The 24,506-nt window shown below is 68.7% G+C and carries 30 protein-coding genes and 1 pseudogene; 18 read left to right on the forward strand and 13 right to left on the reverse strand.

What is annotated here, in order from left to right; translation table 11 throughout:
• Nucleotides 1-217, reverse strand: a pseudogene (locus tag PMI01_RS11845) (KpsF/GutQ family sugar-phosphate isomerase); the annotation flags it as partial.
• Complete coding sequence (locus PMI01_RS11850) at nt 214-453, reverse strand: hypothetical protein (protein ID WP_007668507.1); 240 nt, start codon at nt 451-453, stop codon at nt 214-216. The pseudogene PMI01_RS11845 and the gene PMI01_RS11850, both read right to left, overlap by 4 nt.
• A gap of 119 nt (nt 454-572) precedes the next feature.
• Between PMI01_RS11850 and gpmA the strand changes: the two genes are divergently transcribed.
• The 3 genes from gpmA (at nt 573) to PMI01_RS11865 (ending at nt 4,053) form a co-directional block, all read left to right on the forward strand.
• Nucleotides 573-1,286, forward strand: coding sequence for a 2,3-diphosphoglycerate-dependent phosphoglycerate mutase (gene gpmA / locus PMI01_RS11855; RefSeq protein WP_007668509.1), 714 nt, complete (start codon nt 573-575; stop codon nt 1,284-1,286).
• Between the two features lie 112 nt (nt 1,287-1,398).
• Nucleotides 1,399-2,658, forward strand: a complete 1,260-nt coding sequence (locus tag PMI01_RS11860) for a pentapeptide repeat-containing protein (RefSeq protein ID WP_035035945.1) — start codon at nt 1,399-1,401, stop codon at nt 2,656-2,658.
• 132 nt (nt 2,659-2,790) lie between these two features.
• Nucleotides 2,791-4,053, forward strand: a complete 1,263-nt coding sequence (locus PMI01_RS11865; protein WP_007668513.1) for a pentapeptide repeat-containing protein — start codon at nt 2,791-2,793, stop codon at nt 4,051-4,053.
• A gap of 133 nt (nt 4,054-4,186) precedes the next feature.
• Here the strand turns inward: PMI01_RS11865 and PMI01_RS11870 are convergent, their stop codons facing one another.
• Both PMI01_RS11870 and PMI01_RS27110 read right to left on the reverse strand, forming a co-directional pair.
• Nucleotides 4,187-4,639 (reverse strand): Hsp20 family protein, encoded by a 453-nt coding sequence (locus tag PMI01_RS11870; protein ID WP_007668516.1) that lies wholly within the window; start codon nt 4,637-4,639, stop codon nt 4,187-4,189.
• A 39-nt stretch (nt 4,640-4,678) separates the two neighbouring features.
• Complete coding sequence (locus PMI01_RS27110) at nt 4,679-4,873, reverse strand: hypothetical protein (protein WP_157223764.1); 195 nt, start codon at nt 4,871-4,873, stop codon at nt 4,679-4,681.
• On the opposite strand from PMI01_RS27110, the gene PMI01_RS11875 reads away from it, so the two are divergent.
• From PMI01_RS11875 to PMI01_RS11900, 6 genes are all read left to right on the forward strand, one after another.
• Nucleotides 4,866-5,711 (forward strand): class I SAM-dependent methyltransferase, encoded by an 846-nt coding sequence (locus PMI01_RS11875; protein WP_007668518.1) that lies wholly within the window; start codon nt 4,866-4,868, stop codon nt 5,709-5,711. The two genes, PMI01_RS27110 and PMI01_RS11875, sit on opposite strands and share 8 nt — an antisense overlap.
• 77 nt (nt 5,712-5,788) lie before the next feature.
• Nucleotides 5,789-6,679, forward strand: coding sequence for a class I SAM-dependent methyltransferase (locus PMI01_RS11880; RefSeq protein ID WP_007668520.1), 891 nt, complete (start codon nt 5,789-5,791; stop codon nt 6,677-6,679).
• An 8-nt stretch (nt 6,680-6,687) separates the two neighbouring features.
• Nucleotides 6,688-7,356, forward strand: coding sequence for a hypothetical protein (locus PMI01_RS11885; protein ID WP_035035947.1), 669 nt, complete (start codon nt 6,688-6,690; stop codon nt 7,354-7,356).
• 91 nt (nt 7,357-7,447) lie between these two features.
• On the forward strand, nt 7,448-7,756 hold the full coding sequence (locus tag PMI01_RS11890; RefSeq protein WP_007668526.1) for an SCP2 sterol-binding domain-containing protein: 309 nt from the start codon (nt 7,448-7,450) through the stop codon (nt 7,754-7,756).
• A 3-nt stretch (nt 7,757-7,759) separates the two neighbouring features.
• Complete coding sequence (locus PMI01_RS11895) at nt 7,760-8,731, forward strand: alpha/beta fold hydrolase (RefSeq protein WP_007668529.1); 972 nt, start codon at nt 7,760-7,762, stop codon at nt 8,729-8,731.
• Complete coding sequence (locus PMI01_RS11900; RefSeq protein ID WP_202948080.1) at nt 8,728-9,108, forward strand: hypothetical protein; 381 nt, start codon at nt 8,728-8,730, stop codon at nt 9,106-9,108. Before PMI01_RS11895 ends, PMI01_RS11900 begins: the two co-directional genes overlap by 4 nt.
• A gap of 8 nt (nt 9,109-9,116) precedes the next feature.
• On the opposite strand, the gene hisN is transcribed toward PMI01_RS11900, so the two are convergent.
• Both hisN and PMI01_RS11910 read right to left on the reverse strand, forming a co-directional pair.
• Complete coding sequence (gene hisN / locus PMI01_RS11905) at nt 9,117-9,953, reverse strand: histidinol-phosphatase (protein WP_007668541.1); 837 nt, start codon at nt 9,951-9,953, stop codon at nt 9,117-9,119.
• Nucleotides 9,954-10,008: 55 nt separating this feature from the next.
• On the reverse strand, nt 10,009-10,392 hold the full coding sequence (locus PMI01_RS11910; protein ID WP_007668545.1) for a helix-turn-helix domain-containing protein: 384 nt from the start codon (nt 10,390-10,392) through the stop codon (nt 10,009-10,011).
• A gap of 143 nt (nt 10,393-10,535) precedes the next feature.
• On the opposite strand from PMI01_RS11910, the gene PMI01_RS11915 reads away from it, so the two are divergent.
• On the forward strand, nt 10,536-11,462 hold the full coding sequence (locus PMI01_RS11915; RefSeq protein WP_007668548.1) for a lysophospholipid acyltransferase family protein: 927 nt from the start codon (nt 10,536-10,538) through the stop codon (nt 11,460-11,462).
• A 198-nt stretch (nt 11,463-11,660) separates the two neighbouring features.
• Here PMI01_RS11915 and PMI01_RS11920 read toward each other — a convergent pair whose 3' ends face one another.
• The 4 genes from PMI01_RS11920 to xseA all read right to left on the reverse strand — a co-directional run bounded on the left by PMI01_RS11920 (nt 11,661) and on the right by xseA (nt 14,970).
• Nucleotides 11,661-12,164: a response regulator gene (locus PMI01_RS11920; protein ID WP_007668550.1), complete on the reverse strand. Its 504-nt coding sequence runs from the start codon at nt 12,162-12,164 to the stop codon at nt 11,661-11,663.
• A 101-nt stretch (nt 12,165-12,265) separates the two neighbouring features.
• Nucleotides 12,266-13,006: a M23 family metallopeptidase gene (locus tag PMI01_RS11925; RefSeq protein WP_051989957.1), complete on the reverse strand. Its 741-nt coding sequence runs from the start codon at nt 13,004-13,006 to the stop codon at nt 12,266-12,268.
• A 107-nt stretch (nt 13,007-13,113) separates the two neighbouring features.
• A complete protein-coding gene (locus PMI01_RS11930; RefSeq protein WP_007668555.1) occupies nt 13,114-13,335 on the reverse strand; it encodes a DUF2093 domain-containing protein in 222 nt (73 codons plus the stop codon).
• 51 nt (nt 13,336-13,386) lie between these two features.
• Nucleotides 13,387-14,970 carry an exodeoxyribonuclease VII large subunit gene (xseA, locus tag PMI01_RS11935; RefSeq protein WP_007668557.1) on the reverse strand — a complete coding sequence of 528 codons (1,584 nt, stop codon included), beginning with the start codon at nt 14,968-14,970 and terminating at the stop codon, nt 13,387-13,389.
• Nucleotides 14,971-15,172: 202 nt separating this feature from the next.
• Here xseA and PMI01_RS26055 point away from each other — a divergent pair, with 202 nt between their 5' ends.
• Complete coding sequence (locus PMI01_RS26055; protein WP_157223765.1) at nt 15,173-16,228, forward strand: glycosyltransferase; 1,056 nt, start codon at nt 15,173-15,175, stop codon at nt 16,226-16,228.
• The gene (locus PMI01_RS11945) at nt 16,225-16,836 is read left to right on the forward strand and encodes a class I SAM-dependent methyltransferase (protein ID WP_007668561.1); all 612 of its coding nucleotides are present in this window, start codon (nt 16,225-16,227) and stop codon (nt 16,834-16,836) included. Before PMI01_RS26055 ends, PMI01_RS11945 begins: the two co-directional genes overlap by 4 nt.
• A 5-nt stretch (nt 16,837-16,841) precedes the next feature.
• Here the strand turns inward: PMI01_RS11945 and PMI01_RS11950 are convergent, their stop codons facing one another.
• Nucleotides 16,842-17,807 carry a UDP-glucuronic acid decarboxylase family protein gene (locus PMI01_RS11950; RefSeq protein WP_007668563.1) on the reverse strand — a complete coding sequence of 322 codons (966 nt, stop codon included), beginning with the start codon at nt 17,805-17,807 and terminating at the stop codon, nt 16,842-16,844.
• A 232-nt stretch (nt 17,808-18,039) separates the two neighbouring features.
• Entirely contained in the window at nt 18,040-18,558 is a 519-nt protein-coding gene (locus tag PMI01_RS11955) for a cell cycle sigma 70 cofactor GcrA (RefSeq protein WP_007668565.1), read from the reverse strand.
• 326 nt (nt 18,559-18,884) lie between these two features.
• Here PMI01_RS11955 and PMI01_RS11960 point away from each other — a divergent pair, with 326 nt between their 5' ends.
• Nucleotides 18,885-19,706 (forward strand): ABC transporter permease, encoded by an 822-nt coding sequence (locus PMI01_RS11960; protein WP_007668567.1) that lies wholly within the window; start codon nt 18,885-18,887, stop codon nt 19,704-19,706.
• A gap of 130 nt (nt 19,707-19,836) precedes the next feature.
• Here the strand turns inward: PMI01_RS11960 and PMI01_RS11965 are convergent, their stop codons facing one another.
• Nucleotides 19,837-20,268, reverse strand: a complete 432-nt coding sequence (locus tag PMI01_RS11965) for a YbaY family lipoprotein (RefSeq protein ID WP_007668570.1) — start codon at nt 20,266-20,268, stop codon at nt 19,837-19,839.
• Nucleotides 20,269-20,403: 135 nt separating this feature from the next.
• On the opposite strand from PMI01_RS11965, the gene PMI01_RS11970 reads away from it, so the two are divergent.
• From PMI01_RS11970 to PMI01_RS11990, 5 genes are all read left to right on the forward strand, one after another.
• Nucleotides 20,404-21,039: a TetR/AcrR family transcriptional regulator gene (locus PMI01_RS11970; RefSeq protein WP_007668572.1), complete on the forward strand. Its 636-nt coding sequence runs from the start codon at nt 20,404-20,406 to the stop codon at nt 21,037-21,039.
• Nucleotides 21,040-21,558, forward strand: a complete 519-nt coding sequence (locus tag PMI01_RS11975) for a hypothetical protein (RefSeq protein ID WP_007668574.1) — start codon at nt 21,040-21,042, stop codon at nt 21,556-21,558.
• 328 nt (nt 21,559-21,886) lie between these two features.
• Entirely contained in the window at nt 21,887-23,062 is a 1,176-nt protein-coding gene (locus PMI01_RS11980) for an aspartate aminotransferase family protein (RefSeq protein WP_051989958.1), read from the forward strand.
• A 98-nt stretch (nt 23,063-23,160) separates the two neighbouring features.
• Nucleotides 23,161-24,096 (forward strand): ornithine carbamoyltransferase, encoded by a 936-nt coding sequence (gene argF / locus PMI01_RS11985; protein WP_007668576.1) that lies wholly within the window; start codon nt 23,161-23,163, stop codon nt 24,094-24,096.
• A gap of 54 nt (nt 24,097-24,150) precedes the next feature.
• Nucleotides 24,151-24,390, forward strand: coding sequence for a DUF2164 domain-containing protein (locus PMI01_RS11990; protein ID WP_007668579.1), 240 nt, complete (start codon nt 24,151-24,153; stop codon nt 24,388-24,390).
• Nucleotides 24,391-24,506 lie beyond the last annotated feature (116 nt).

Below are 24,506 nucleotides of genomic sequence, written 5' to 3' on the forward strand. Positions count from 1 at the left end.
TGGGGGGGGAGCCGGTGGAGGCCAGGGTGGCGGCGATCTTGCGCGCCACGTGGCCGGACTTGCCGATGCCGGTGCAGACCACCCGGCCCTTGGCGTCGAACAGCGCCTCCACGGCGCGGACGAACGATTCGTCGAGCGCGGCGGACAGCTGGCATAGGGCCTGCGCCTCGGCGTTCAGAACCCGCTGGCCGACGACGATCGCGTCGAAGGCGCTCATTGCCCCGCTTCCGCGGCGCGGGCGTCGCTCACCTGCTGCCTGGCCTGCTGTTCGCGCAGGGCGGCGGCGTCCTTCTCGCGCTGGATCTTGGCGCGCATCTCGGGCGTCTGCTGGATGGGCACCGTTCCCCACGGCGGGGGCGAACGGTCGCCGTAGCCTTGAGGCCAGACCAGGGAGAAGGCGATCATGGCCAGGCCGATGAGCGCCATGAGCGGCATGAAGATGCGATCGGGCATGGCCTGCCTATAGCACGCCGCTTTTTTTTAAACAGGGAGAGGGGTGCGAGAGAAGGGCGGGGCGCTTGACGCAAGGTCCCCTGGGGCTTAGCCCGCCTGCGACACATCTTGGAGGCCTGATGCCCGTCCTCGTCCTGCTCCGCCACGGCCAAAGCCAGTGGAATCTCGAAAACCGCTTCACCGGCTGGGTGGACGTGGATCTGACCGCCGAAGGCGAGGCCCAGGCCCGCAAGGGCGGTGAACTGATCAAGGCCGCCGGCGTCGAACTCGACGAGGCCTACACCTCGGTCCAGACCCGCGCGATCCGCACCTGCAACCTGGCGCTGGACGCGGCGGGCCAGAGCTTCGTGCCGGTGACCAAGGACTGGCGGCTGAACGAGCGCCACTACGGCGGCCTGACAGGCCTGAACAAGGCCGAGACCGCCGAGAAGCATGGCGAGGAGCAGGTCACCATCTGGCGCCGGTCCTACGACATCCCGCCGCCGGAACTGGCCCCGGGCGGCGAATACGACTTCAACCAGGACCGTCGCTACGCGGGCATGGACCTGCCGGCCACCGAGAGCCTGAAGACCACCCTGGTCCGCGTCCTGCCCTATTGGGAAGCCGAGATCGCGCCCAAGCTCAAGGCCGGCGAGACGATCCTGGTGGCCGCCCACGGCAACTCGCTGCGCGCCATCGTCAAGCACCTGTTCAACGTGCCCGACTCCGAGATCGTCCATGTCGAGATCCCCACCGGCAATCCGCTGGTCATCGATCTGGACGGCGATCTGAAGCCGACCGGCGCCCGCTATCTCGACGAGTCGCGCGCCCAGCCGCTTCCGACGGCAGGTTGAGGACAGGCCGAGGGGCGACCTGCGGTCGCCCCGAAAGGCTTGGAAACGCAGCGTTAATGCGGGTCCGCGCATTCTGTTCGCCTGGCCCTTCGGGGAATCGACACGAGCAGCCATGAACGCCCCACCCGCGGCAGGCCAAGAGCATCGACGCCTGACGCAACACGACGTAGACCTGATCTGCGCCAAGCATGACCGCCTGTGGTCGGCTCGGCTGGGAGGGGCGCGCGCGGTGTTCGCCTTCTGCGATCTGTCCGGCCTGTCGGTCACCGGTCGCAATCTGTGTGACGCCGACTTCACCGGCGCCCTGCTGGTCGGATGCGACCTGCGACGCACCAAGCTCGACAACGCCAGCCTCTACGGCGCCGACCTGCAGGGCTCGGACCTGACCGACGCCTCGATGCGGCGCTGCGACCTGCGCGGCTCCAGCCTTCGGGGCGCCAACCTGACCGGCGCCGACCTGTTCGAGGCCGACCTGCGCGAAGGCCAGATCGCCGCCGCCGACCGCAAGGAAGGCTACCGGGTTCTCGAACCCCAGCAGCGCGAGGCCCAGGCCCATGGCGCGATCCTGGCCGGGGCCAACCTGGAACGCTCGCGGCTGTCGGGCATCATCGCCACCAAGGCCGACTTCAGCGACGCGATCCTCAAGGACGCCAAGCTGGTGCGCGCCAACCTCAAGCAGGCCAATTTCAACGGCGCCAACCTGGCGGGGGCGGACCTTTCCGGCGCCAACCTGACCGGCGCGGACCTGCGCAACGCGGTGCTGGTGGGCGCCAAGACGATGTCGTGGAACATCAACGACACCAATCTGGACGGCGCCCTGACCGACAAGGCGTCGGGCACCGACGTTTCCGACATGCCCTACGAGCAGATGATCGCCGACCACGCGCGCTGGTGCGAGACCGGCGGCGCGGAGGGCAAGCCGTCGGTGTTCGACAGGGCCGACCTGCGCAATCTCAAGTCGGTGCGCGGCTTCAACCTGACGGCCCTGTCGGCCAAGGGGGCGGTGTTCTACGGCCTCGACATGGAGAGCGTGCAGATGCAGGGCGCGCAGCTGGAAGGCGCCGACCTGCGATCCTGCAACCTGCGCCGGGCCGACCTGCGCGGGGCGCGGCTGAAGGGCGCCAAGCTGGCGGGATCGGACCTGCGCGAGGCGCAACTGGGGCCGCTGCTGATCGGCCGCGATCGCCTGCTGCCCAGCGACCTGACCGGCGCCCTGCTGACCAACGCCGACTTCGCGCGCGCCGATCTGCGCCAGGCCTGTCTGAGCGGCGCGGACCTGTCGCGCGCCAATTTCACCAACGCCCTGCTCAAGGACATCGACATCACCGGCGCGATCCGCATGGGCGCGCGCGGTCTGGACGACGTGATCTGAAGCGGTCGGCGACGCGTTTCTTCAGCTGAATGTTCGTAAGTTGCGACAAAGCGACGCGGCTTTAACGCTTCGCTCGTTGGTCCTGGCTATTCTGTAGCCCGATCAACGGGTTCGGGGGAGCTTTGGGGGAACATGACGGCGGCGCTGAGCATTGCTGGACGTCGGCGGCTGAGTCAGGCCGAGCTCGACATGATCGTCACGGCCCACGAGAAGTTCGTCACCGGCAAGCAGGGCGGCAAGCGCGCCTCACTGCGGTTCATGAACCTGTCGGGCCTGGACCTGTCGTTCCGCAACCTGGCCGACGCCGACCTGTCGGCCTCGGTCCTCGACGGCTGCCGCATGGTCCGCACCAAGCTGGAACGCGCCAGCCTGTTCGGCGCCGACCTGCGCAAGGCCGACCTGCGCCAGGCGATCCTGATCCGCGCCGACCTGCGCGGCGCCTGCCTGCGCGGCGCCAACCTTTCCCAGGCCGACCTGACCCAGGCCGACTTCCGTGAAGGCCAGGTGGCCGTCCCGCATCCGCGCAAGGGATTGGAGTCCTGCCGCCACGAGGCCCGCACCGGTGAGGTCGACGAGGTCAATTTTTCCGGGGCGACGCTCGACGGTTCGCAGTTCTCGGGCGTTTCGGCGTTCAAGGCCGATTTCAGCGACTGTTCGCTGCGCGGCGCCAAACTCTCGGGCGCAAACCTCAAGGACGCCAACCTGACCGGGGCCATTCTCGACGGGGCCGACGTCAGCGGCGCCAACCTGGAAGGCGCCAATTTCACCGGCGCGGTGATGACCGGGGTCGACACCTCCGGCGCCCGGACCAGCGGCGCGGAGATGCGGGGCTGCCTGGCGTCCTCCACCGCCGAGGCGGTGGCGCGGGCCGACGAGATCCACCAGCGCTGTCTGGCCAATCAGGCCTGGTGCCGGACCGGCGGCAAGGAGGGCGCGCCGGCCCGTCTCGACGGCGAGGACCTGCGGCCGCTGGGCGACCGGCTGAAGGGGCTGCGCCTGACGGCGATGAGCGCGGTCGGGGCCTGCATGGTCGGCATCGACCTTTCGGGAGCCCAGCTTCAGGGCGCGAACCTGCAGAACGCCGACCTGCGCACCGCCAACCTGCGCGGCGCCGACCTGCGCGGCGCCAAGCTGTCGGGGGCCAACCTGACCAAGGCCGACCTGCGCCAGGCGACGTTGTCGCCCTTGCCGCTGGGGCCCGAGCGCAAGACCGTGGCCAATCTCACGGCGACGCGCCTTCGCTACGCCCTGCTCCAGGCCGCCGACCTCAGCGAGGCGGTGCTGGACGGCGCGGACCTGCGGGGCGCGGACCTCACCGGGGCGCGCCTGGCCAAGACCAGTCTGCGCGGTTGCGACCTGTCCCAGGTCCAGGGCCTGGACCTGGCGCCAGCCTAGAACAGCTTCGGACGCGGCGGACGCCGGCCTGAATCCGGGCCGGCCATGAGCCGTCGCCGAAAGAAAAAGGGCGGCGCCTGGCGACGCCGCCCAAAAGTCTGGAGGGGAGAAAAGGTAATGCGCGGCGACGCGGTTAGGCCGCCTTCTCGCCTTCGATCAGCGCCGGGCCCGCCTTGATCTCGATGGTGCGGGGCTTGAGGGCCTCGGGCAGCTCGCGCTTCAGGGCGATCGACAGCAGGCCGTCCGACAGGGCGGCGTCGGTCACGACCACGTAGTCGGCCAGCTGGAAACGGCGCTCGAAGTTGCGCGCGGCCAGACCGCGGTGGAGGTAGCGCTTGGCTTCGTCATTGGCCGGCTTGCGGCCGGTGACGGTGAGAAGGTTCTCCTTCACCTCGACGCCGAGTTCCTCCGGCTTGAAGCCGGCCACGGCGATCTCGACGCGGTAGGCGTTCTCGTCGGTGCGTTCGATGTTGTAGGGGGGATAGCCCGAAGCGGCTTCGCTCGAGGCGGCGGCGTCCAGCTGGGCGGCCAGCCGGTCAAAGCCGACGACGGAGCGATACAGGGGGGAAAGGTCGATCGTACGCATGGTCACATCCTTCTTTTCAAGCAAGGTTGTTCAATCAGTTCAGACCTTTGGTGACCCTGGATAGGCGTCGCCCGTGATCTGGAAGGCCCGGGGTTCCAGCGCCTTCGAGACCAAGGTGGTGCGCCGATTTTTCACTTCAAGAGGTTGAATGGCGGCGTCGGCGGTGAATCGCTTGATCGTTGTTCGCCCATGGCTAAGGTCAGCGCGCCCAACCCCGGAGAGCCCGATGATCACCCACCGCCGCCATCTCCTGTTGCTCGCCGCCGCCGCGCTCTGCCTGCATGCCGCGCCCGCCGTGGCCGCCGACGTCGCCCTCCAGGCGGCCATCGCCTCGCCCGACCGCACGCCCGCCAGCGTGATCCGCGACGGGGCCCGCCATCCCTACGAGAGCCTGGTCTTCTGGGGGCTGAAGCCCAAGCAGACGGTCGTCGAGGTGTCGCCGGGCGGCGGCTATTGGACCGAGATTCTCGCCCCCTACGCCAAGGCCACTGGCGGAACCTACGTGGCCGGCGTCGCCGACCTGGCCAATCCGAAAATCTCCGAAGGGGCCAAGAAGGGCAGGGCGGCGTTCGAGACCCGCTTCGCCGATCCGGCCAAGTACGGCACGGTCCAGTTCGCCAACTTCGGGCCGGTGGCCGGACCGCTGGGCGGGCCGGGCTCGGCCGACCTGGTCATCACCGCCCGCAACGTCCACAACTGGACTGGCCAACCGGGCGTCGCCGACAAGATCTTCGCCGACTTCTTCGCGGTGCTGAAGCCGGGCGGCCTGCTGGCGGTCGAGGACCATCGGGCCGATCCCAAGTCGGAGACCGACAAGGGCGCGGACGGCTACCTGGCCACCGCGACGGTGGTGGCTCTGGCCGAGAAGGCCGGCTTCAAGCTCGACGCCCAGTCCGAGATCAACGCCAATCCCAAGGACACCAAGGACCATCCGTTCGGCGTCTGGACCCTGCCGCCGGTCCGTCAGAGCGCTCCCAGCGGTCAGCCCGCCGACCCCGCCTTCGACCACGCCAAGTACGACGCCATCGGCGAGAGCGACCGCATGACCTTGCGCTTCCGCAAGCCGGGCTGATCCCGCCAGGCCGATGGGCGCCGTTTCGCCAAGGTCGCGTGCATGATCCTGGTGAAAGTCGAGATGTTGGGGGGAGCATGAGCCAGGGACTTTGGTGGTCACGACGCGGTCTGCTGGCGGGGGTCGGCGCCTTGGGCCTGGCCGGCTGTGGCCGCAAGGCCGACAAGGTCGCCGCGGCCAAGCCGGCGACCAAGGCCGAGCCGATGACCCTGAAGGCCGCGACCCTGGGCGACTGGCGCTCGCCCGCCGACAAGGCCCGCGACGCCTGGCGCCATCCGGTCGAGAGCCTTGAGTTCTGGGGGTTGAAGCCCGGCCAGACCGTGGTCGAGTTCTGGCCGGGGGCCGGCTGGTACACCGACATCCTGGCCCCCTATCTGGCGGCGACGGGCGGCAAGCTGTACGCCGCCTCGCTGCAGACCGACCTTCCCGACGAACCGACCGCCGGAGAGATCGTCGAGGCCTATCGCCACAAGCTGACCGCCAAGCCCAAGGTCTATGGCGAGGTCGCGATCACCGCTTTCGGCCCCTCCAGCGGTCCGGTCGCCCCGGCCGGTTCGGCCGACCTGGTGCTGTTCCTGCGCAACCTGCACAACTGGATGGCGGCCGGCCTGACCGAAAAGGCCTTCCGCGACGCCTTCACCGTTCTGAAGCCCGGCGGCGTGCTGGGGATCGAGGAGCATCGGGGCGAGCCCGGCCGCGTGCAGGACGTCCTGGCGGCCGACGGCTACGTGCAGCAGGCCTATGTGGTCGAGATGGCCAAGGAGGCGGGGTTCGTCCTGGCGGGCGAAAGCGAGATCAACGCCAATCCCAAGGACACCAAGGACCATCCGTTCGGCGTCTGGACCCTGCCGCCCACCCGGCTGTCGGCGCCGCGCGGCGAGCCGGCCGAACCCGGCTTCGACCACGCCAAGTACGACGCCATCGGCGAGAGCGACCGCATGACCCTGAAGTTCGTCAAACCGAAATGAGAACGCCCTTGAAACGCCGCGCCGCCCTTTCGGGCCTGATCGCTTTGGCCGCCATCTGCGCTGCGCCCCTGTCCCGCGCTGACACCGGCAAGGTCGTGCCCGCCGCCACGGTGTTTCCGTATCTGGAGGCCTTCCTGAAGATCCCCGCCGCCGAGCGGGCGCGGCTCAAGGTCAGCTACAGCCTGCGGCGCGACGACAAGCCGCCAGTCGGGGTGAAGGCGGCGCTGGTCGAGACCGGCGGGGCGCGCACGCCGCTGTCGATCGACAGCGCCACGGGGCGCTTCGAACGCCTACCGACCCTGACCCAGTTGCAGGCCAAGGTGCAGGTCGCCTTCGAAGCGCCGCCGAGCGCCAAGTTCGGAATCGTCATGGATCTGGATCCAGCGCTGAAGCCGGCGATGGACTATGAGACGCGCGAGCTGATCGCTACGGTAACCGAGTCCAACGCCGCCATCCGCAAGGCGGCCGGAGCGATGGCGATGATGGCGCCGACCATGACTGGGATCGCCTTCGCCAAGGCCGAAACCGGGGCTGTCGTGTTCCCCAACGGAAGCACGCAGCCGCTGCCCGTCATCGAAGGCATGCCCTATTATCGCCCCGAGCAATTCAAGGGCGCCATCAAGGTGCGCCTGGGCAAGATGCCGGCCAGCGTGGGGTTTTACGACAAGAAGAAATAGCCGAGGGCGCGTCTAAACAGTGTTTACTCGCCGCGATCCAGCGGCCAGTCTGCCGCCGAAGAATCCACGCGCAGACAGGGAGACCGCGCTCATGGCCACGTTGCAGGAAATCACCGATCGTATCAAAGGCGCTGTTGGCGACGACAGCGGTCTGGGCAAGAGCCTGAAGTTCGACCTGAAGGACACCGGCGTCATCCATATCGATGGCGGCGCCGTGACCAATGAAGACACCCCCGCCGACCTGACCATGACCCTGTCGCTGGACGACCTGCTGGCCATCGGCGCCGGCTCGCTGGACCCGACCATGGCGGTGATGACCGGCAAGCTGAAGCTGTCGGACATGGGTACGGCCATGGCGTTGCAGTCGAAGATGGCGGCCCTCTTCGCGAAGATGCGCTGATCCATGAACGGGACGGCGTCTCTGGTCTCGATTCCCGAGGCGCCCGTTCCCGATCACGGAAAGGCCGAATGGTTCAGCGGCGCGGATGGGGCGACCCTCCGCGCCGCTTTCTTTTCGCCTGAGGGTCCGCCGAGAGGATCGGTGGTGGTCAGCCCCGGGCGCAGCGAGCCGATCGAGAAATATTTCGAGGTGGTCCAGGACCTGCTGGACCGGGGCTTCGTCGTGCTGGTCCACGACTGGCGCGGGCAGGGGCTGTCGCAACGCGCGCTGCCCGACCGCCTGAAGGGCCACGCGGCCGGTTTCAAGCCCTTCCTCGCCGACTACCAGGCGCTGCTGGCGGCCTTCGAGGCGCGCCTGCCCAAGCCCTGGATCGCGCTGGGCCACTCGATGGGCGGCTGCCTGACGGCCCTGGTCCTGGCCCAGGGCGAGGCGCGCTTTTCCGCCGCGGTGCTGTCGGCGCCGATGCTGGGCCTCAACACCGGCGGCAAGCCGCCCCGCGCCGCCCGAGCCCTGGCCTGGATCATGGCGCGCGCCGGCCTGGCGGGCGACTATGTGCTGGGCGACAAGGGCGACCCCTTCACCCAGACCTTCCCCAAGGACGCCCTGACCCACGACGCGACGCGCTATGCCCGCTACCAGGCCCAGGTCAGCGCCAATCCCGACATCGCCCTGGGCGGCATCACCTGGGGCTGGACCGATTTCGCGTTCTCCGCCTGCGCCTGGCTGCGGCGGTCAAAGGGCGTGGAGGCCATTGCCATTCCGGTGACCATCGTCGGGGCCGGTGACGACAGCCGGGTGACCGTCGCCGACGAGCGGGCGGTCGCCGCCCGCATCCCCAAGGGCCGCTATCTGGAGATCGACGGCGCCTTCCACGAAATCCTGATCGAGACCGACGATGTTCGGGCGAAGTTCTGGGCGGCGTTCGACGAAACGGCGGACGCCGTCGCGCCCCTAGGCGTCGGGGAATCTGCTTGAGTATTTGGACATGGTTGAAGTCATTGGGCAGGCTAGCGCCGCCGCGCCTGCCTGAACCCGAGGCCGCCTACGTGGTCTCGTTCGATGGTGCGGTCATTGCCGTGCGTGATCCCGACCGGCAAGACCACCAACTTCCGATCGCGGACCTTCGCGGCGTGGTGATCGAGACTGATGACTCCGGCCCCTGGGGCGCTGATCTATGGTGGCTGCTGTTTGGCGCGGACGACCGGGTCGCCGTAGCCTTTCCGGGCGGCGCCACCGACGAGCAGGTTGTCATCGATCAGTTGATGGCCCTGCCTGACTTTGATTTCGAGGCCATGACGAGAGCCATGAGTTCGACCGACGTCGCGGTGTTTCCCGTGTGGCGGGCCGCCTAGCGTCGGCCCTACTTCGCCGACCGCCGCAGCGCCACCAGCGCCTCGTCCAGGATCCGCGGGTCGCCGGCGATGACCATCTGGCCGCCGTCCTGGCCGACCGGCTGGCCGCGCCAGTCGGTGACCACGCCGCCGGCCCCTTCGATCAGCGGGATGGCGGCCTCGATGTCCCAGGACTTCAGGCCGGCCTCGATGACCATGTCCATCTTGCCCATGGCGACCATGGCGTAGGCATAGGCGTCGCAGCCCAGGCGGGCCAGCTTGGCGGCGGCCCGCACCTGGCGCCAGGCGCCCAGTTCGGCGCCGTCGAAACAGGCTTCGGGATCGGTGGTGGCGATGACGGCGTCGGTCAGCTTGGCGCACTCGCGCACCCGGATCGGCGTGGTCTGGCCGCGCGCCATCAGGCGCGAGCCGGCGGCCGAACCGATGAACACCTCGCCGACATAGGGCTGGCCGATCGAGCCCAGCACCGGGCGACCCTGATGGCGCAGGCCGATCAGGGTGGTCCACAGCGGCAGGCCGGAGATGAAGGCGCGGGTGCCGTCGATCGGGTCGAGCACCCAGACGAATTCGGCGTCGGGACGGTCTTCGCCGTACTCCTCGCCGATCACGCCGTGTTCGGGATAGCGCTCTGAAATCAGCGCGCGGATCGCCGCCTCGGCGCCGCGATCGGCCTCGGTGACCGGATCGAACGCCGCATGGCTGTCGCGCGGCAGGTTCTTGCCCGCTCCCTTGTCCTCGAGCCCATGGTCGGCCCGGAACAGCGGCAGGATCGCCGCCGCCGAGACGCGGTTGAGGTCGATGACAAAGGCGTCGAGCTGGGCGAGGCGGTCGGCGGAGAGCGTCATGGCGGGAGGATTAGCCCGCCCTTCGACTCGACGCCACCTTCCGCGCTCCGGAACCCTAGGCTTCCACCAGTTCGCCGCCGTTCAGCGACTTGGCCAGGTCCAGCAGGCGACGGCGCGGACGTTCGCCCAGCAGGTAGTAGGCGCGGACCAGGTCCAGCGTCTCCTTGCGGGCGAACATCTCGCCGCCTTCGGCCTCGCCGACGGCTTCCTGGCGCGCCTGGTCCGACAGGCCGTCATAGAAGTAGCCGACCGGAACCTCGAGCGCTTCGGACAGCTGCCACAGGCGCGCCGCCGAAATGCGGTTGGCGCCGCACTCGTATTTCTGGATCTGCTGGAAACGGACGCCCACGGCGCCGGCCAGCTGTTGTTGTGTCAGTCCGAGCAGACGGCGCCGGCGGCGCAGTCGCTTGCCCAGATAAACGTCGATATCGTTGCCCATGGAGATCACGCCCCGATTATTACCCCCGTCCCGAAACGGAACGAACTGGGTTGACGGCCGCAAGTCGCGTGCCGGGCGAAACCGGCCCGGATCGGGCGACGCGCCGAGTCCCACTTGCTCGCGAAGCAGGGTAGTAAGGGTCCATGTCGGATAAGCGTCGGCCTTGGGCCCAGGACCTCCTTTGGCGCGCGGAAGCGCTCGGTTTTGACCTGTTCATCGGCGTCGTGCGCCTGCTGGGCGTCGACGCGGCCTCGGCGTTCGGCGGCTGGATCGGCCGCACGTTCGGCCCGCTGAGCGGCGCTCACAAGGTGGCGCGGCGCAACCTGACTCTGGCCTTCCCGGAAAAGGACGAGGCCTGGCGCGCGGCGATGCTCAAGGCGCAATGGGACGGTTTGGGCCGCACCTTCGCCGAGTTTCCGCTGATGGACAGAATCCTGCCGTCCACCGGTCGGGTCGAGGTGGTGGGCCAGGAGCGCCTGTTCCGGATCGCCGCCGAGCAGCTCCCGGTGGTCTTCGTTTCGGGACACCTGTCGAACTGGGAGGTGATGCCCGCCGCGATCGTCGATTCCGGCGTCACCTGCGAGATGACCTATCGCGCCGCCAACAACCCCTATGTCGACGAGCGCATCAAGGCCAGCCGCTTCCGCTACGGCGTGCGGCTGTTCGCGCCCAAGGGCGGCGACGGCGCGCGTGAGCTGCTGGAGGCCATGAAGCGCGGCGTGTCGGTGGCCCTGATGAACGACCAGAAGTTCAACGGCGGCGTCGAGGCCCCGTTCTTCGGCCATCCGGTGCGCACCGCGCCGGGACCGACGCGGCTGGCGATCCGTTTCGGCACGGTGCTGCAGCCGATGTCGGTGCAGCGCGTCAAGGGCGCGCGGTTCCGGGCGGTGGTCCACGACCCGATCGTCCTGCCCGACACCGGCGACCGCACCGCCGACATCGAGGCCGGCGTGAAGCTGGTCAACGCCTTCATGGAAGACCGCATCCGCGAACGGCCCGAGGAATGGTTCTGGGTCCACCGCCGCTGGCCCAACGAGGTCTATGCGGCGCTGGCGGCGCGGGGGGAGTAGGGCGGTCCTTCTATAGGCCCTCCCCCTGTGGGGGAGGCGGCCGAAGGCCGGTGGGGGGAGGTTTGGGGTCCTTGATCCGGGGCGTGGCCATCGGCCGATCACTCCCCCCTCCGATCGCTGCGCGATCGCCTCCCCCACGGGGGGAGGACTTGAAGACACGCCCACGAAAACCCTCTCCCGCTGGAAGAGGGGGGATGCTTAGAGCTCCACCGTCCGCTCCGACGTGCGCCGGTGCGGGCCCTTGTAGTGCGGGTCGTCGCGGCGGCGGCGGCAGGGGCCGAAATAGTCGGCGGTGCGGATGAACGGCCGCGGCTTGAAGATCACCGTGTTGATGCGGTCGAGCAGCGAGCGGGCGGTGACCGGCTTGACGACGATCTCGGTGACCCCGGCGTCGCGGGCCTCGAACACCCGGTGACGTTCGGCGAAACCGGTCAGCATGATGATCGGCAGGAACGGGTCGGCGCTGTCGGGCGACTTGCGCACCAGCTGGGTGAACTGCACGCCGTCCAGCGGCGACATCTTGAAGTCGACGATGGCGATGTCGACCTGGCGGTCGCGCACGACCTGCAGGGCCTCGGCGCCGTCCATCGCCTCGTGCACGTGCCGAACGCCAACGCCCTTGAGGATCGTCGAAACGATCGCCCGCATGTGATGGTTGTCGTCCACCAGCAGGAAGCGCAGCTGTTCGAGCGCCGCGGACATGCGGGCAGACCTCCATCACGAAAAACGGGATGGCTGGGGATACTTCACAGTTAACGGACTGTCGATCCCCTGGGAGGGGAATTGACCCAACAAAACTCGCTTTACACGCGAGGTGGGATGAAGCCGACCATCAGGGACGGATCCAGGTTCTGGTCGCGCCAGCGCATCCGCCAGCACAGGTGCGGACCGGTGGCGCGGCCTTCCTTGCCGACGGCGCCGATCAACTGGCCCTGGGTCACCGACTGGCCGGCGGTCACGGCGACGCGCGACAGGTGCAGATAGGCGGTGATCAGGCCCTGGCCGTGGTCGATCAGGATCAGTCCGCCCTCGAAGTGCAGGCCGGTCTCGGCGAAGCTGACCACCCCGGCCGCCGGGGCGACCACCGGCGTACCGACCGGCGCGGCCAGGTCGACGCCGTAGTGCGGGCGCTTGGGCTGGCCGTTGAGGACGCGCTGGCCGCCGAACCGCGACGAGCGCCGGGTGGCCTCGACGGGCATGATGAAACCGGTGCGGAAGAAGTCGCCGTCGACGCGGCTGGCGAAACCGGCGCTCTTGCGGGCGTTCTCGGCGGCGATGCGGGCCAGCAGGGCCGGGTCGCTGGGCGACACCTGGTCGCCGGCCAGGCCGTCGATGCGCTGGATGTCGAAGTCGCCCGGGGCGATCGTCGCCTGGTGGCTGGCCGAACCGTCCGGGGTCTCGACGGTGATCAGGGCGGGCGGTGGGGCGTCGCGGTCGAAGCCGATCACGAACCAGCCGGCCGCCGAGGCCTGGGTGACGGCGACGTCGTTCAGCAGCACGGTGGCGCGCGGCGCGGTGCGGCCGACCACGAAGCCGCCCTGCACGAACCGGCCCGACAGCGACAGGCCCGGCGCGGCGGCGCGGGCGATGGAGCAGAGGGAAAGCGTACTGGCCAGGCCCGCGCCCAGGCCGACGAGCGCGCCCCGCCGGTTCAGCCCCGGCTCTCCTGCCAGCGCTTCAGGGCTTCGGCGGGACCGGCATAGGCTTCCTGCAGCTCGGGGCTCCAGTAGCGCAGCGCGTCCAGCGAGACCTTCGCGCCGGTGACGGCGCACAGCACATAGTGCCCCGGGCTCATCACGGCGAACTCGCCGTCGCCGTAGTGGAGGACGGCCGGGCCGCCGGATTTGCCGAGATTGGAGTCGAACGCGTTCATGCGGGTCTTTTACGCCAAACCGGGGCGGGGGAACAGATGGGGCGGGCGGAACTAGAACAGGCTGCCCTGATCCGACGGCGGAGGCGGCGCCTTAGGCTTGGGCGCTGGACGGGCCGGGGCGGCCGGTGGTGGAACCGCCACCGAACTCTCCCCGTCGATGACCGCGTCGCGGTCGCCGAGCTTGAACTTCAGGTTCACCCGTTCGCCGCTGGCCAGCTCGCCGGCCGAGCGGGCGATCGTGCCGTCGGCCTTGCGCACCAGGGCGAAACCCAGTTCCAGCGGCCGTTCGGGATTGAGCGACTGGCGCAGCTTTTCCAGCCCGGCCAGGCGGTCGCCCTCGCGCTCCAGCCGGCGACGGGCGACGGCGTTGAGGCGCTCCTGCAAGGCCGGCAAACGGGCGTGCTGGGCGATGCGTTCCGGGACACGGCGCGCGGCCAGGTCCAGGCGGCGGCCGAAGTCGCCGACCCGGCGGCCGGCGTCGTTGCGCTGGCGGTGCAGGGTGTCGGGCGACAGCCGGGCGGTGACCTTCAGCAGGTCGCGGGCGTGGATGTCGGTGTTGCGCTGCAGGGCCGCGTCCAGGCGGGCGGCGACCTCCTTGAAACGGCGGTCCGCCGGGGCGGTCAGGTCGTCGAGGCGTGGCAGGCCGCGCACCGCCAGGTCCAGGCGCTGCTGGGCCAGGGCCAGCAGATCGGCGGGGCGGGGCAGGCCGCGGGCCGCGCTGACCAGGCGGGTGCGCCGCTCCTCCACCGCCCGGCCGCCGCTGTTGCTGAGGCGGCGGTCGTAGTCGGAGACCAGGGCCCGCAACTCGCTGAGCACCGGCGTCGCCATCTCGGCGGCGGCGGTGGGGGTGGGCGCGCGGCGGTCGGAGACGAAGTCGATCAAGGTGGTGTCGGTCTCGTGGCCGACGGCCGAGATCAGCGGGATGGTTCCCTCGGCCACCGCGCGGGCCAGGCTCTCGTCGTTGAAGGCCCACAGGTCCTCGACCGAGCCGCCGCCCCGGGCGACGATCAGGATGTCGGGACGCGGCACGGGACCACCGGGCGCGATGGCGTTGAAGCCGCGGATGGCGGCGCTGACCTGGCCGGCGGCGGCGTCGCCCTGCACGACCACCGGCCAGACCAGCACTTGGCACGGCCAGCGGTCGCGGATGCGATGGAGAATGTCGCGGATCACCGCCCCGGTCGGGCTGGTGATCACCCCGACCACGGCCGGCATCGAGGGCAGGGGGCGCTTGCGGTCGGGGGCGAACAGGCCCTCGGCGGCCAGCTTGGCTTTCAAGCGCTCGAGTTGCGCGAGCAGGGCGCCGACCCCGGCGGCCTCCATGGTCTCGATGACGATCTGGTAGCGCGAGCCGGCCGGATAGGTGGTGATCTTGCCGGTGACGATCACCTCCAGCCCGTGCTCGGGCCGGACGCCCAGGCCGCGAACATTGCCCTTCCAGACGACGCCGTCGATGGCCGACTTGTCGTCCTTGATGGTCAGGTAGACGTGGCCGTTGCCGTGATGGGTGACCTTGCTGAGCTCGCCGCGCAGCCGCACGAAGGCGTAGCTGGTTTCCAGCGTGCGCTTCAGGGCGAAGGCCAGTTCCGAGACGGAATAGGCCGGCGCGTTGGAATCGGAGGCGGCGTCGGTCATGACGCAGTATCTAGGACGGATAGGGCGGAGGGGGAAATGGGCGCGGCGATTGCCAGTCGCCTGACCGGGCGGCCGTGCACTATCATCGAATCTCTCCCGGGGGCGCGGCCATGACCAGAACAACACCGACACCAGCGCCAAACGCGTTTTCCTTACGCGAACCGGTATCCGCTTCGCTCGAAAACGCTCCAGAGAGACATCGTTGACGCCTTCGACCCCAGACGCCGCGCCCGCCGCCGGCCCACGCGTATCCGTCGTCATGACCGTGTACCGGGACTTCCGTTTCCTCGACGAGGCGGTGGACAGCATCCTGGCGCAGACCCATCGCGACCTCGAACTGATCATCGTCGATGACGGCAACCGGAACGATCCGCTGTTCGAGGACCTGGCCCGACGCGACCCGAGAATCCGCACCGTCATCAGCCCGGAGAACATCGGAACCGCCGCGGCGGCCAATCTGGGCATCGCCGCCGCGCGCGGCGAGATCATCGCCCGCCTGGACGCCGACGACATCGCCGAACCCGCGCGCATCGGCGCGCTGGTGGCGGCGCTGGACGCCGACCCCGACCTTGGGTTGGTGGGCAGTTCGGTGATGCTCATCGAAGAGATGGGCCGACCCGTCCAGCTGCAGCCCATGCCGGAAACGGATCTGGACATCCGCTGGACGATCCTGTTCCACAACCCGTTCTACCATTCGGCCGTGGCGTTCCGGCGGGAATGGTTCGAAGCGGCGGGTCGGTACCGGATCGAGGAGCTGGTCTCCCAGGACCACTACCTCTGGTTCGACATGATGCCGCACTGCCGGGCTCGAAATCTGCCCGAGCCGCTCATCCGCTACCGCCAGAACACCGCCGGGCTGACCGTCATGAACTCGACGAACAACCCTCGGGGCCGGACCCACAAGATCCGCGAGGCGGAGTGGGCGCGGATAGGGCTTGCCTATGACCTCTATGACAACGCGCGTGCGGGAAGCATCACCACGTTCCTGCGGGGACAGGATATTCCGCTGGAACAGCGCGCCACGGCCTATTCCGCGATCCTGAACGTACTGATCGTGTTCCTGGCGGCGCGCCGGCCCTTCGTTCGCCCCGAGGACAGAAGGTCCGCCCGTCGGCTCGTGCGCGACATGATCGACCGTATGACGTCCCGGCCGCCCGAAGTGGCGGATATGCGGGCGCTGCGCCGATTGTTCTGGAAGCTTTCACCGGTGGCGACGATCAGATCGTCGTTGCGGCCCTCGCGGCAGGAGCCAGGATGAACCCCCTTTACGCCGAATGGTACGATGGCAAGACGTTTTCCACGGATTGGACCTCGCGCCACCTGGGCGTCTGGGAGGATCTTCTTCTGGGCCGTCGGCTGGAGCCGCTCCACATCCTGGAGATCGGGTCCTGGGAGGGCCGGTCGGCGGTCTTCTTCATGCGCTATTTTCCCAATAGCCACCTGACTTGCATCGACACTTTCGCGGGAAGCGCCGAGCACCATCTGCGCGAGAAATGGTCGTCGCAGTTGAGCCAGATCGAGGATCGCTTCGACGCCAACCTCCTCGAATTCCGCGGCAGGATCGAGAAGCTCAAGACGACGTCGTTCCGCGGCCTCGCGCGGCTGGTCGTCTCGGAGCGGATGTTCGACATCGTCTTCATCGACGGCAGCCATCACAGCGCGGACGTGATGGCCGACGCCGTTCTGACCTGGCCGATGGTCAAGGACGGCGGCGTGGTCATCTTCGACGACTACGACTGGAACCAGGACCTGGACGAGGTCCAGAAGCCCAGGCTGGGCGTGGACGCCTTTCTCGCAACCCGGCCGGGCCAGTACCGCGAGCTGCATCGGGACTATCAGCTGATCATCGAGAAAACGGCCGGGTGACCGGACTATGACGCGTCCGGGGCGAACGCGTCGGCGCTCAGGCGCTGGCGGAAATAGTCGATGGTGCGGGCGAGGCCGTCCTCCAGGGCGACGGTCGGCTCCCAGCCAAGCGCCTCGCGCGCCAGGGTGATGTCCGGCTGGCGTTGGCGGGGATCGTCGGCCGGCGATGGCCGGGTCTCCAGCCGGCCGTCCGATCCGGTCAGGCCGAGCACTTGTTCGGCCAGGCCTCGGATCGAGATCTCGTCGGGATTGCCGACATTGATCGGGCCGGTCACCACGTCGTCGGTGTCCATCAGCAGGATCATGGCCCGGATCAGGTCGTCGACGTAACAGAAGCTGCGGGTCTGCTCGCCCTCGCCGTACAGGGTGAGGGTCTCGCCGCGCAGGGCCTGGACGATGAAGTTGCTGACCACCCGCCCGTCATTGGGATGCATGCGCGGCCCGTAGGTGTTGAAAATCCGCATGACCTTGATCCGCAGCCCGTGCTGGCGCCGGTAGTCGAAGAACAGGGTCTCGGCGCAGCGCTTGCCCTCGTCGTAGCAGCTGCGCGCGCCGATCGGGTTGACCCGTCCCCAATAGCTCTCGACCTGCGGATGAATCTCCGGGTCGCCATAGACCTCGCTGGTCGAGGCCTGGAGGATCTTGGCCTTGGTGCGCTTGGCCAGGCCCAGCATGTTGATGGCCCCGATGACGCTGGTCTTGGTCGTCTGCACCGGGTCGAACTGGTAGTGAACGGGGCTGGCCGGGCAGGCGAGATTGTAGATCTCGTCGACCTCGACATAGAGCGGGAATGTGATGTCGTGGCGCAGCAGCTCGAAGCGCGGATGTGACAGCAGATGGGCGATGTTGCCCCGTCGGCCGGTGAAGAAGTTGTCGACGCACAGCACCTCGTGGCCCCGGGCCAGCAGGGCCTCGCACAGGTGGGAGCCGAGAAAGCCGGCCCCGCCCGTGACCATGGCGCGCCGGCTCATCGCGCGGGTCTCCGGCGGGTTTGTCGGAGGCCGCCGTCCCGTGGTGAGGGCGAGGTGAGCGGCGCGCGATCCATCATCGAAGAGCCTGTGGGTTCAGCCATGGGTTCCATGTGCGGTCGGAACGCCTCCTCCGTCCAGGGGGCTTGCCGACCGGGCGAGGGCCCCAGACACACGAAATCCCGAACAGCCTCTCGGCCATCCGGGATTGCGTCGGTCCGAACGTCGCCGGTCGCTAGATGTAGCGGCGCAGCGAGCGGGCCAGTTCGGTCGGGCCCGACTTCTTCTTGGTCTGCTGGGGCTGGTAGGCGACCCGGGCGTGCTCGTTGCAATAGGGGCCGTCCGACGAACGGCGGCCGCAGAAGGTGAAGCCGTCGGTCGACGGATCGCCGATCGGCCACTTGCACATGTGGGCGCCCAGGGTCAGCACGGTGGCCGAGCCCGGCTGCTCGTCGCGGAAGGCCGGGACCGAGGGCTGGGCGGCGACGGTCGGCAGCGAGGCCGGTTCCGCGGCGATCACCCGGCGCGGGGCCGAGGGCATCGTCGTGGCGGCCGGACGGGCCGGACGCGGGGCCTTGAAGGCCGGGCGCGCGGGTTGCGACGGCGCGGCGCGGCCCGACAGGCCCAGCCGGTGGACCTTGCCGATCACGGCGTTGCGCGTCACGCCGCCGAGCTGTTTGGCGATCTGACTGGCGGACAGACCGTCCAGCCAGAGCTTCTTCAAGGTGGTGACCCGTTCGTCAGTCCAGCTCATGACCCATCTCCGCCTTTAAAAAGGACCATGGCGGGTCACCCCAGACTCGCCATAGCCTCTACATCTGGTATACGAACCGCCCCGCCGGCGGTTGGCCTACCAGATAGTGTAAAGAATACGTTAAAACACACAATAGGCGCCAGGGTGTCTGTCCACAGGAACTAGATATTGATTCTGTCGGGGCAGCGCTTGCGCCGGAGCGGCCTCGGGCGCACATGCTGGAGCGTGGCAGCCGAACGTGGATGCCGGTCTCGGCGTCCGCCACGCTCCAACCCTTAGCTAGAGCCCTCTTTGGAGGGCTCGGGGCGTTTCAGGACCCTAGGCGCATGAAAGACATGGCGGACGTCGTCATTCCCCCGCAGCCGCGTGACTATCACGGCTGGAACTGGAGCGGGTTCTTCACCCTCTATCAGCGCGAGATCCGCCGCTTCTGGAAGGTGGGCACCCAGACGGTGGCCGCCCCGGTGGTGACGACGCTGCTCTACATGCTGGTGTTCGTGGTGGCCGTGGGGCCCAGCCGCCCGGCGGTGGGGACGATCAGCTTCGGCCATTTCGTGGCCCCGGGCCTGATCATGATGGCCATCCTCAACAACGCCTTCGCCAACGCCTCGTCCTCGCTGATCCAGGCCAAGATGATGGGGCTGACGCCGGACTTCCTGACCCCGCCGCTGTCGCCGCTGGAGCAGGTGGCGGCGTTCGGCCTGGGGGCGGCGACGCGCGGCGTGGTGGTCGGGGCGGTCACCGCCCTGGTGATCGGCGTGCTGCCGGGCGCGGGTCTGCAGGTCTCGCACCTGTGGGCGATCTTCTATTTCGCGATCGGCGCGTCGTTCATCCTGGGCCTGACGGGCGTGCTGGCCGGCCTGTGGGCCGAGAAGTTCGACCAGCTGGCGGCGGTGACCAATTTCGTGATCATGCCGATGACCTTCCTGTCGGGCACCTTCTACCTGGTCGACAGGCTGCCCGAGCCGTTCCGCACGGCCAGCCACTTCAACCCGTTCTTCTATCTGATCGACGGCTTCCGCTACGGCTTCATCGGCCACGCCGACGGCTCGATCGCGATCGGCGCGGCGGTCACCGCCGCCTTGTCGGTCGGGCTGTTCCTGTGGTGCTGGGCGCTGTTCCGCAGCGGGTACCGGCTGAAGAGCTGAGCCACTCCCCCAACGACCGTCATCCCCCGCTTTATGCGGGGGACCCAAGCTGAGTTTCAGAACGACAAACGGTCAGCGCGGCTTGGGTCCCCCGAACAAGTCGGGGGATGACGCCGGAGGTGGTCGAGCGCTATTGCGCGACCCCAACCACCAGCACCGGGACGCCCTCCGTTGGGCCGCCGTTGATCACCGGGATGTGGGTGTCGCTGATGAAGCGCAGCTTGCCGTCCACCTCCACGCGGGCCGAGACCGAGATCCGGGCGTTCGGTGCGATCGTCGCCGGGTCGTAGGCCAGGCTGAACTTGGCGGGCGGCACGCGCACGCCGTCGATCACCTGCTCGGCGATGAGCTTGGCGGGCGCGTCGGCCAGGCTGACGTCCTGCAGGCGCACGATCACCTTGGTGGTCGGCGGCAACATGATCCGCTCGCGCCAGAACACCGCGCCCGTCACGGCGCTCGTCGCGGCGGGCTTGGCCATCGTCGGCGCGGAGGGCGTGGAGGACGGCGTCGCGCAGGCGGACAGAACCATGAGCGAGAGCAGGGCAGGGGCGAGGATCTTCATCGGCGGTCTCCTGAACGACGTTGGCTCCCCCGAGCGCCGCAAGCCTAAGCTGTAGCGGGTTCGGGACGCAAGTCGACGTCGGCCTCGCTCATTTCATGTTGTGGTGTGCTAATTGATGTAATACATACTTACATCATGAACACCGTTCGCTCATACAACTCGTCCCTGCGGCGCGATCAGTCCGAGGCCACCAAGGTCCGGATCCTGTCGGCCATGGCCGCCCTGATGGACGAGGGCGGCGGCCAGGAGCCGACCAATCGCGCCGTCGCCGAACGCGCCCAGGTCACCGAGGTGACCGTTTATCGCCACTTCCCCAGCCGCGAGCTGCTGCTGCGGGCCCTGTGGGCGCACCTCAACCGGCAGGCGGGCGTCAATGCCGGCCTGCCGGAGACGGTCGGGGACCTGCGGGCCAGGATCGCGCCGCTGCTGGCCAGTTTCGACGCCGCGCCCGCCCACATCACCGCCCGCCTGACCACGGCCCAGGGGCGCGCCGCCCGGGCCAGCCTGGACCCCGAACGCCGCGAAGCCTTCCTGGCGGTGGTGGCCCAGGCCGCGCCCGACCTGCCGGAGGGCGAGCGGGCCAAGGCCGCGGCCATGCTGCAACTGCTCTATTCCGGCTACGCCTGGCTGTCCCTGCGCGAGCAGTGGGACCTGACCGGCCCACCGGCGGCGGACGCCGTCGCCTGGGCCACCGACGCCTTGCTGGCCGCCCTGAAGCGGCGGGGCTCCACGCCCATCGCCGCCGACCAAATCGAAGAAGAGGGGGCCTGAATGGCCATGATCGCGCATTTCTCAATTCCCGCCCGCGACCCCAAGGGCGTCGCCGAGGTGTTCGGCAAGATCATCGACGGCATGGTCATGCCGTTCCCGGTGGTCGAGGGGGCCTGGGTGGCCATCGCCCATGACGGCTCGGGCCTGGGCGTCGAGGTGGTGCCCGAAACCAGCGCCCACCATCCGGGCCGGGGCGTTTCCGACGGCCGGGTCGCCGACGGGCCGACGGTCATGCCGTGGGAGACCCAGATCCGCCAGGACGGCGACCCGCAGGACGCCAGCGGCTACCACGTGGCCATCACCTCCAGCCTGTCGGCGGAGCAGATCATCGCCCTGGGCCAGGCCAAGGGCTGGCGGGCCGTGCACTGCGACCGCGGCGGGGTGTTCGACCTGGTCGAGCTGTGGATCGAGAACCGCGCCCTGGTCGAGGTGCTGCCGCCGGAAGGCGCGGCCCGCTACCACGCCTTCTACGTGCCCGAAGTGGCCGGCCGGATGTTCGCGGGGCCGCCGCCGGGCTAGCTGCGAAGCCTGGGGGGCAGTTAGCTGACCCAAGCCTGGGAGCGCTTCTTCAACCCAAAAACTTCGTCATCCCCCGAACAAGTCGGGGGATGACGAATGTGGGGGGGCGTGGGCGCCAGAACAATCGCAGCGCGCCCCGGTACCGGAAACAGTGTGGCTTCCACGCCCTGACACCCAAAATTCACGGCCGGTTTGTTGACAGAGCCAGCCTACGCGCCGACAACGCTGAGCCTTCCGGTCCCCACGCTCCAAGCGCGGGGGCTTCTTTCCTTTTTGGGAGGCCGTCTTGAGCAGTTCGACGCCGTCTAACCCCTCGCAACAGCACATCATGGGCGTCTACAACCGCGCCCCGCTGGCGTTCGAGAAAGGCCGAGGCGCGCGCCTGTTCTCGACCGACGGCGACGTCTATCTGGACTGCGTGGCGGGCATCGCGACCGACGGCCTGGGCCACGCCCATCCCGTGCTGGTCGAGGCGCTGAAGACCCAGGGCGAGAAGCTCTGGCACGTTTCCAACATCTACCGGATTCCCGAGCAGGAAGAGCTGGCCGACAAGCTGTGCGCCGCCAGCTTCGCCGACGTGGTGTTCTTCACCAATTCGGGGACCGAGGCGATCGAGTGCGCCCTGAAGACGGCCCGCAAGTACCACACCGCCAACGGCCAGCCCGAGCGGATCGAGATCTTCGGCTTCGACGGCTCGTTCCACGGCCGCTCCTACGCCGCGGTCAACGCCTCGGGCAATCCCAGCTATGTCGAGGGCTTCGGCCCGCGCCTGCCGGGCTACACCCAGCTGACCTTCGGCGACATCGAGGCCATCAAGGCCGCGGTGGCCAGCCCGACCACGGCGGCGGTGATCATCGAGCCGGTGCAGGGCGAGGGCGGGGCCCGGGCCATGACCGAGGCCCAGCTGAACGAGCTGCGCCAGCTGACCCGCGACGCCGGCGTGCTGCTGATCTACGACGAGGTCCAGTGCGGCATGGGCCGGACCGGCAAGCTGTTCGCCTACGAGTGGGCCGAAGACGCCGCGCCCGACATCATGTGCATCGCCAAGGCCCTGGGCGGCGGCTTCCCGGTCGGCGCCTGCCTGGCCACCGCCGAGGCGGCCAAGGGCATGACCGTGGGCGTCCACGGCTCGACCTTCGGCGGCAACCCCCTGGCCATGGCCGTGGGCAAGGCGGCGTTCGACACGATCAACACCCCCGAGATCCTCGACAACGTCAAACAGGTCGCCGGCTACTTCACCCAGCAGCTGAACGGCCTGAAGGACCGCTTCCCGGACGTCATCGTCGACATCCGCGGCAAGGGCTTCCTCATCGGCATCAAGCTGATCCCGAACAATCGCGAGTTCATGGTCCTGGCTCGCGACCAGAAGCTGCTGGTGGCCGGCGGCGGCGACAACTGCGTGCGCCTGCTGCCGCCGCTGAACCTCACCGTCGAGGAAGCTTCCGAGGCCATCGCCAAGCTCGAAAAGGCCTGCGAGGCCGCTCGGGCGAAGGTCGCGGCCTAATCTTCAAACCGCTCATCCCGGCGCGAGCCGGGACCCAAGCTGACTCTCCGCATGGGCCCCGGCGTTCGCCGGGGTGAGCGGAGCTAGGGAATTGGCTCATGACCACCCCCCGGCACTTCATCGATCTGTGGAAGCTGGACGGCGCCACCCTGCGCGCCATGCTCGAGGACGCCAAGGCCCGCAAGGCCGCCCGCGCGGGCTGGCCGAAGGGCAAGGTCGACGCCGACGCCCCGGCCGCCGACCGCGTGCTGGCGATGATCTTCCAGAAGAACTCGACCCGCACCCGCTTCTCGTTCGACGCGGCGATCCGCCAGCTGGGCGGCAGCGGCATCATCTCGACCGCCAACGACATGCAGCTGGGCCGCGGCGAGACCATCGAGGACACCGCCCGGGTGCTGTCGCGGATGGTCGACGCGGTGATGATCCGCGCCAACAGCCACGCCGACGTCGAGCGTTTCGCCCAGGTCTCGACCGTGCCGGTGATCAACGGCCTGACCGACAAGAGCCACCCGTGCCAGATCATGGCCGACCTGCTGACCATCGAGGAGCATCGCGGCGACATCGGCGGCAAGACCATCGCCTGGGTCGGCGACGGCAACAATGTGTGCTCCAGCTTCATCCACGCCGCGCCGCTGCTGGGCTTCAAGCTGAAGATCGCCTGTCCGGCGGTCTATCACCCCGACCTGGTCGACCTGGCGCGCGCCGCCGACCTGCAGGGCCAGATCACCATGACCGACGACGCCAAGGAGGCCGTGCGCGGCGCCGACGTGGTGGTGGCCGACACCTGGGTGTCGATGGGCGACACCGACCATGACGAGCGGCTGGCGGCGCTGGAGCCCTACCAGGTCGACGACGCGCTGATGGACCTGTCGGCCCCCGACGGCGTCTTCCTGCACTGCCTGCCGGCCCACCGCGGCGAGGAGGTCACCGACAGCGTGCTCGACGGCCCGCGCTCGCTGGCCTGGGACGAGGCGGAGAACCGCATCCACGCCCAGAAGTCGGTGCTGGCCTGGTGCTTCGGGGCGGTGGGGTAGCTGCGGTTGGGGACATGCACATGTGCATGTCCCCGTCAGTTATAAGGTGCGGCCATGGCCAAGATCGAGTTCAACAAGCAGAAGCGCGACGCCTTGCTCGACAAGCTGACGCGCTACCTGGACCGCGAACTCGACTGCGAGGCCAGCCCGCTGCAGGCCGGCTTCCTGCTGGACTTCATCTCCGAGCAGATGGGGCCGTACTATTACAACCAGGGTGTCCAGGACGCCCAGCAGCTGTTCCGCGACAAGCTGGAAGACGCCGTCTACGAGATCGAGAAGCCGTTCGTGGATTGAGGGACGGGGGACTTTTCCCTTTCCGCCTGTCCCTCCCCCTTGTGGGGAGGGTGGCCTCCGAAGGAGGTCGGGTGGGGGATCGGTGCAGAGCGCCTGGAGTCAGCAAGCCCCACCCG

The sequence above is a fragment of the Caulobacter sp. AP07 genome, assembly GCF_000281955.1.
GTDB lineage: Bacteria > Pseudomonadota > Alphaproteobacteria > Caulobacterales > Caulobacteraceae > Caulobacter.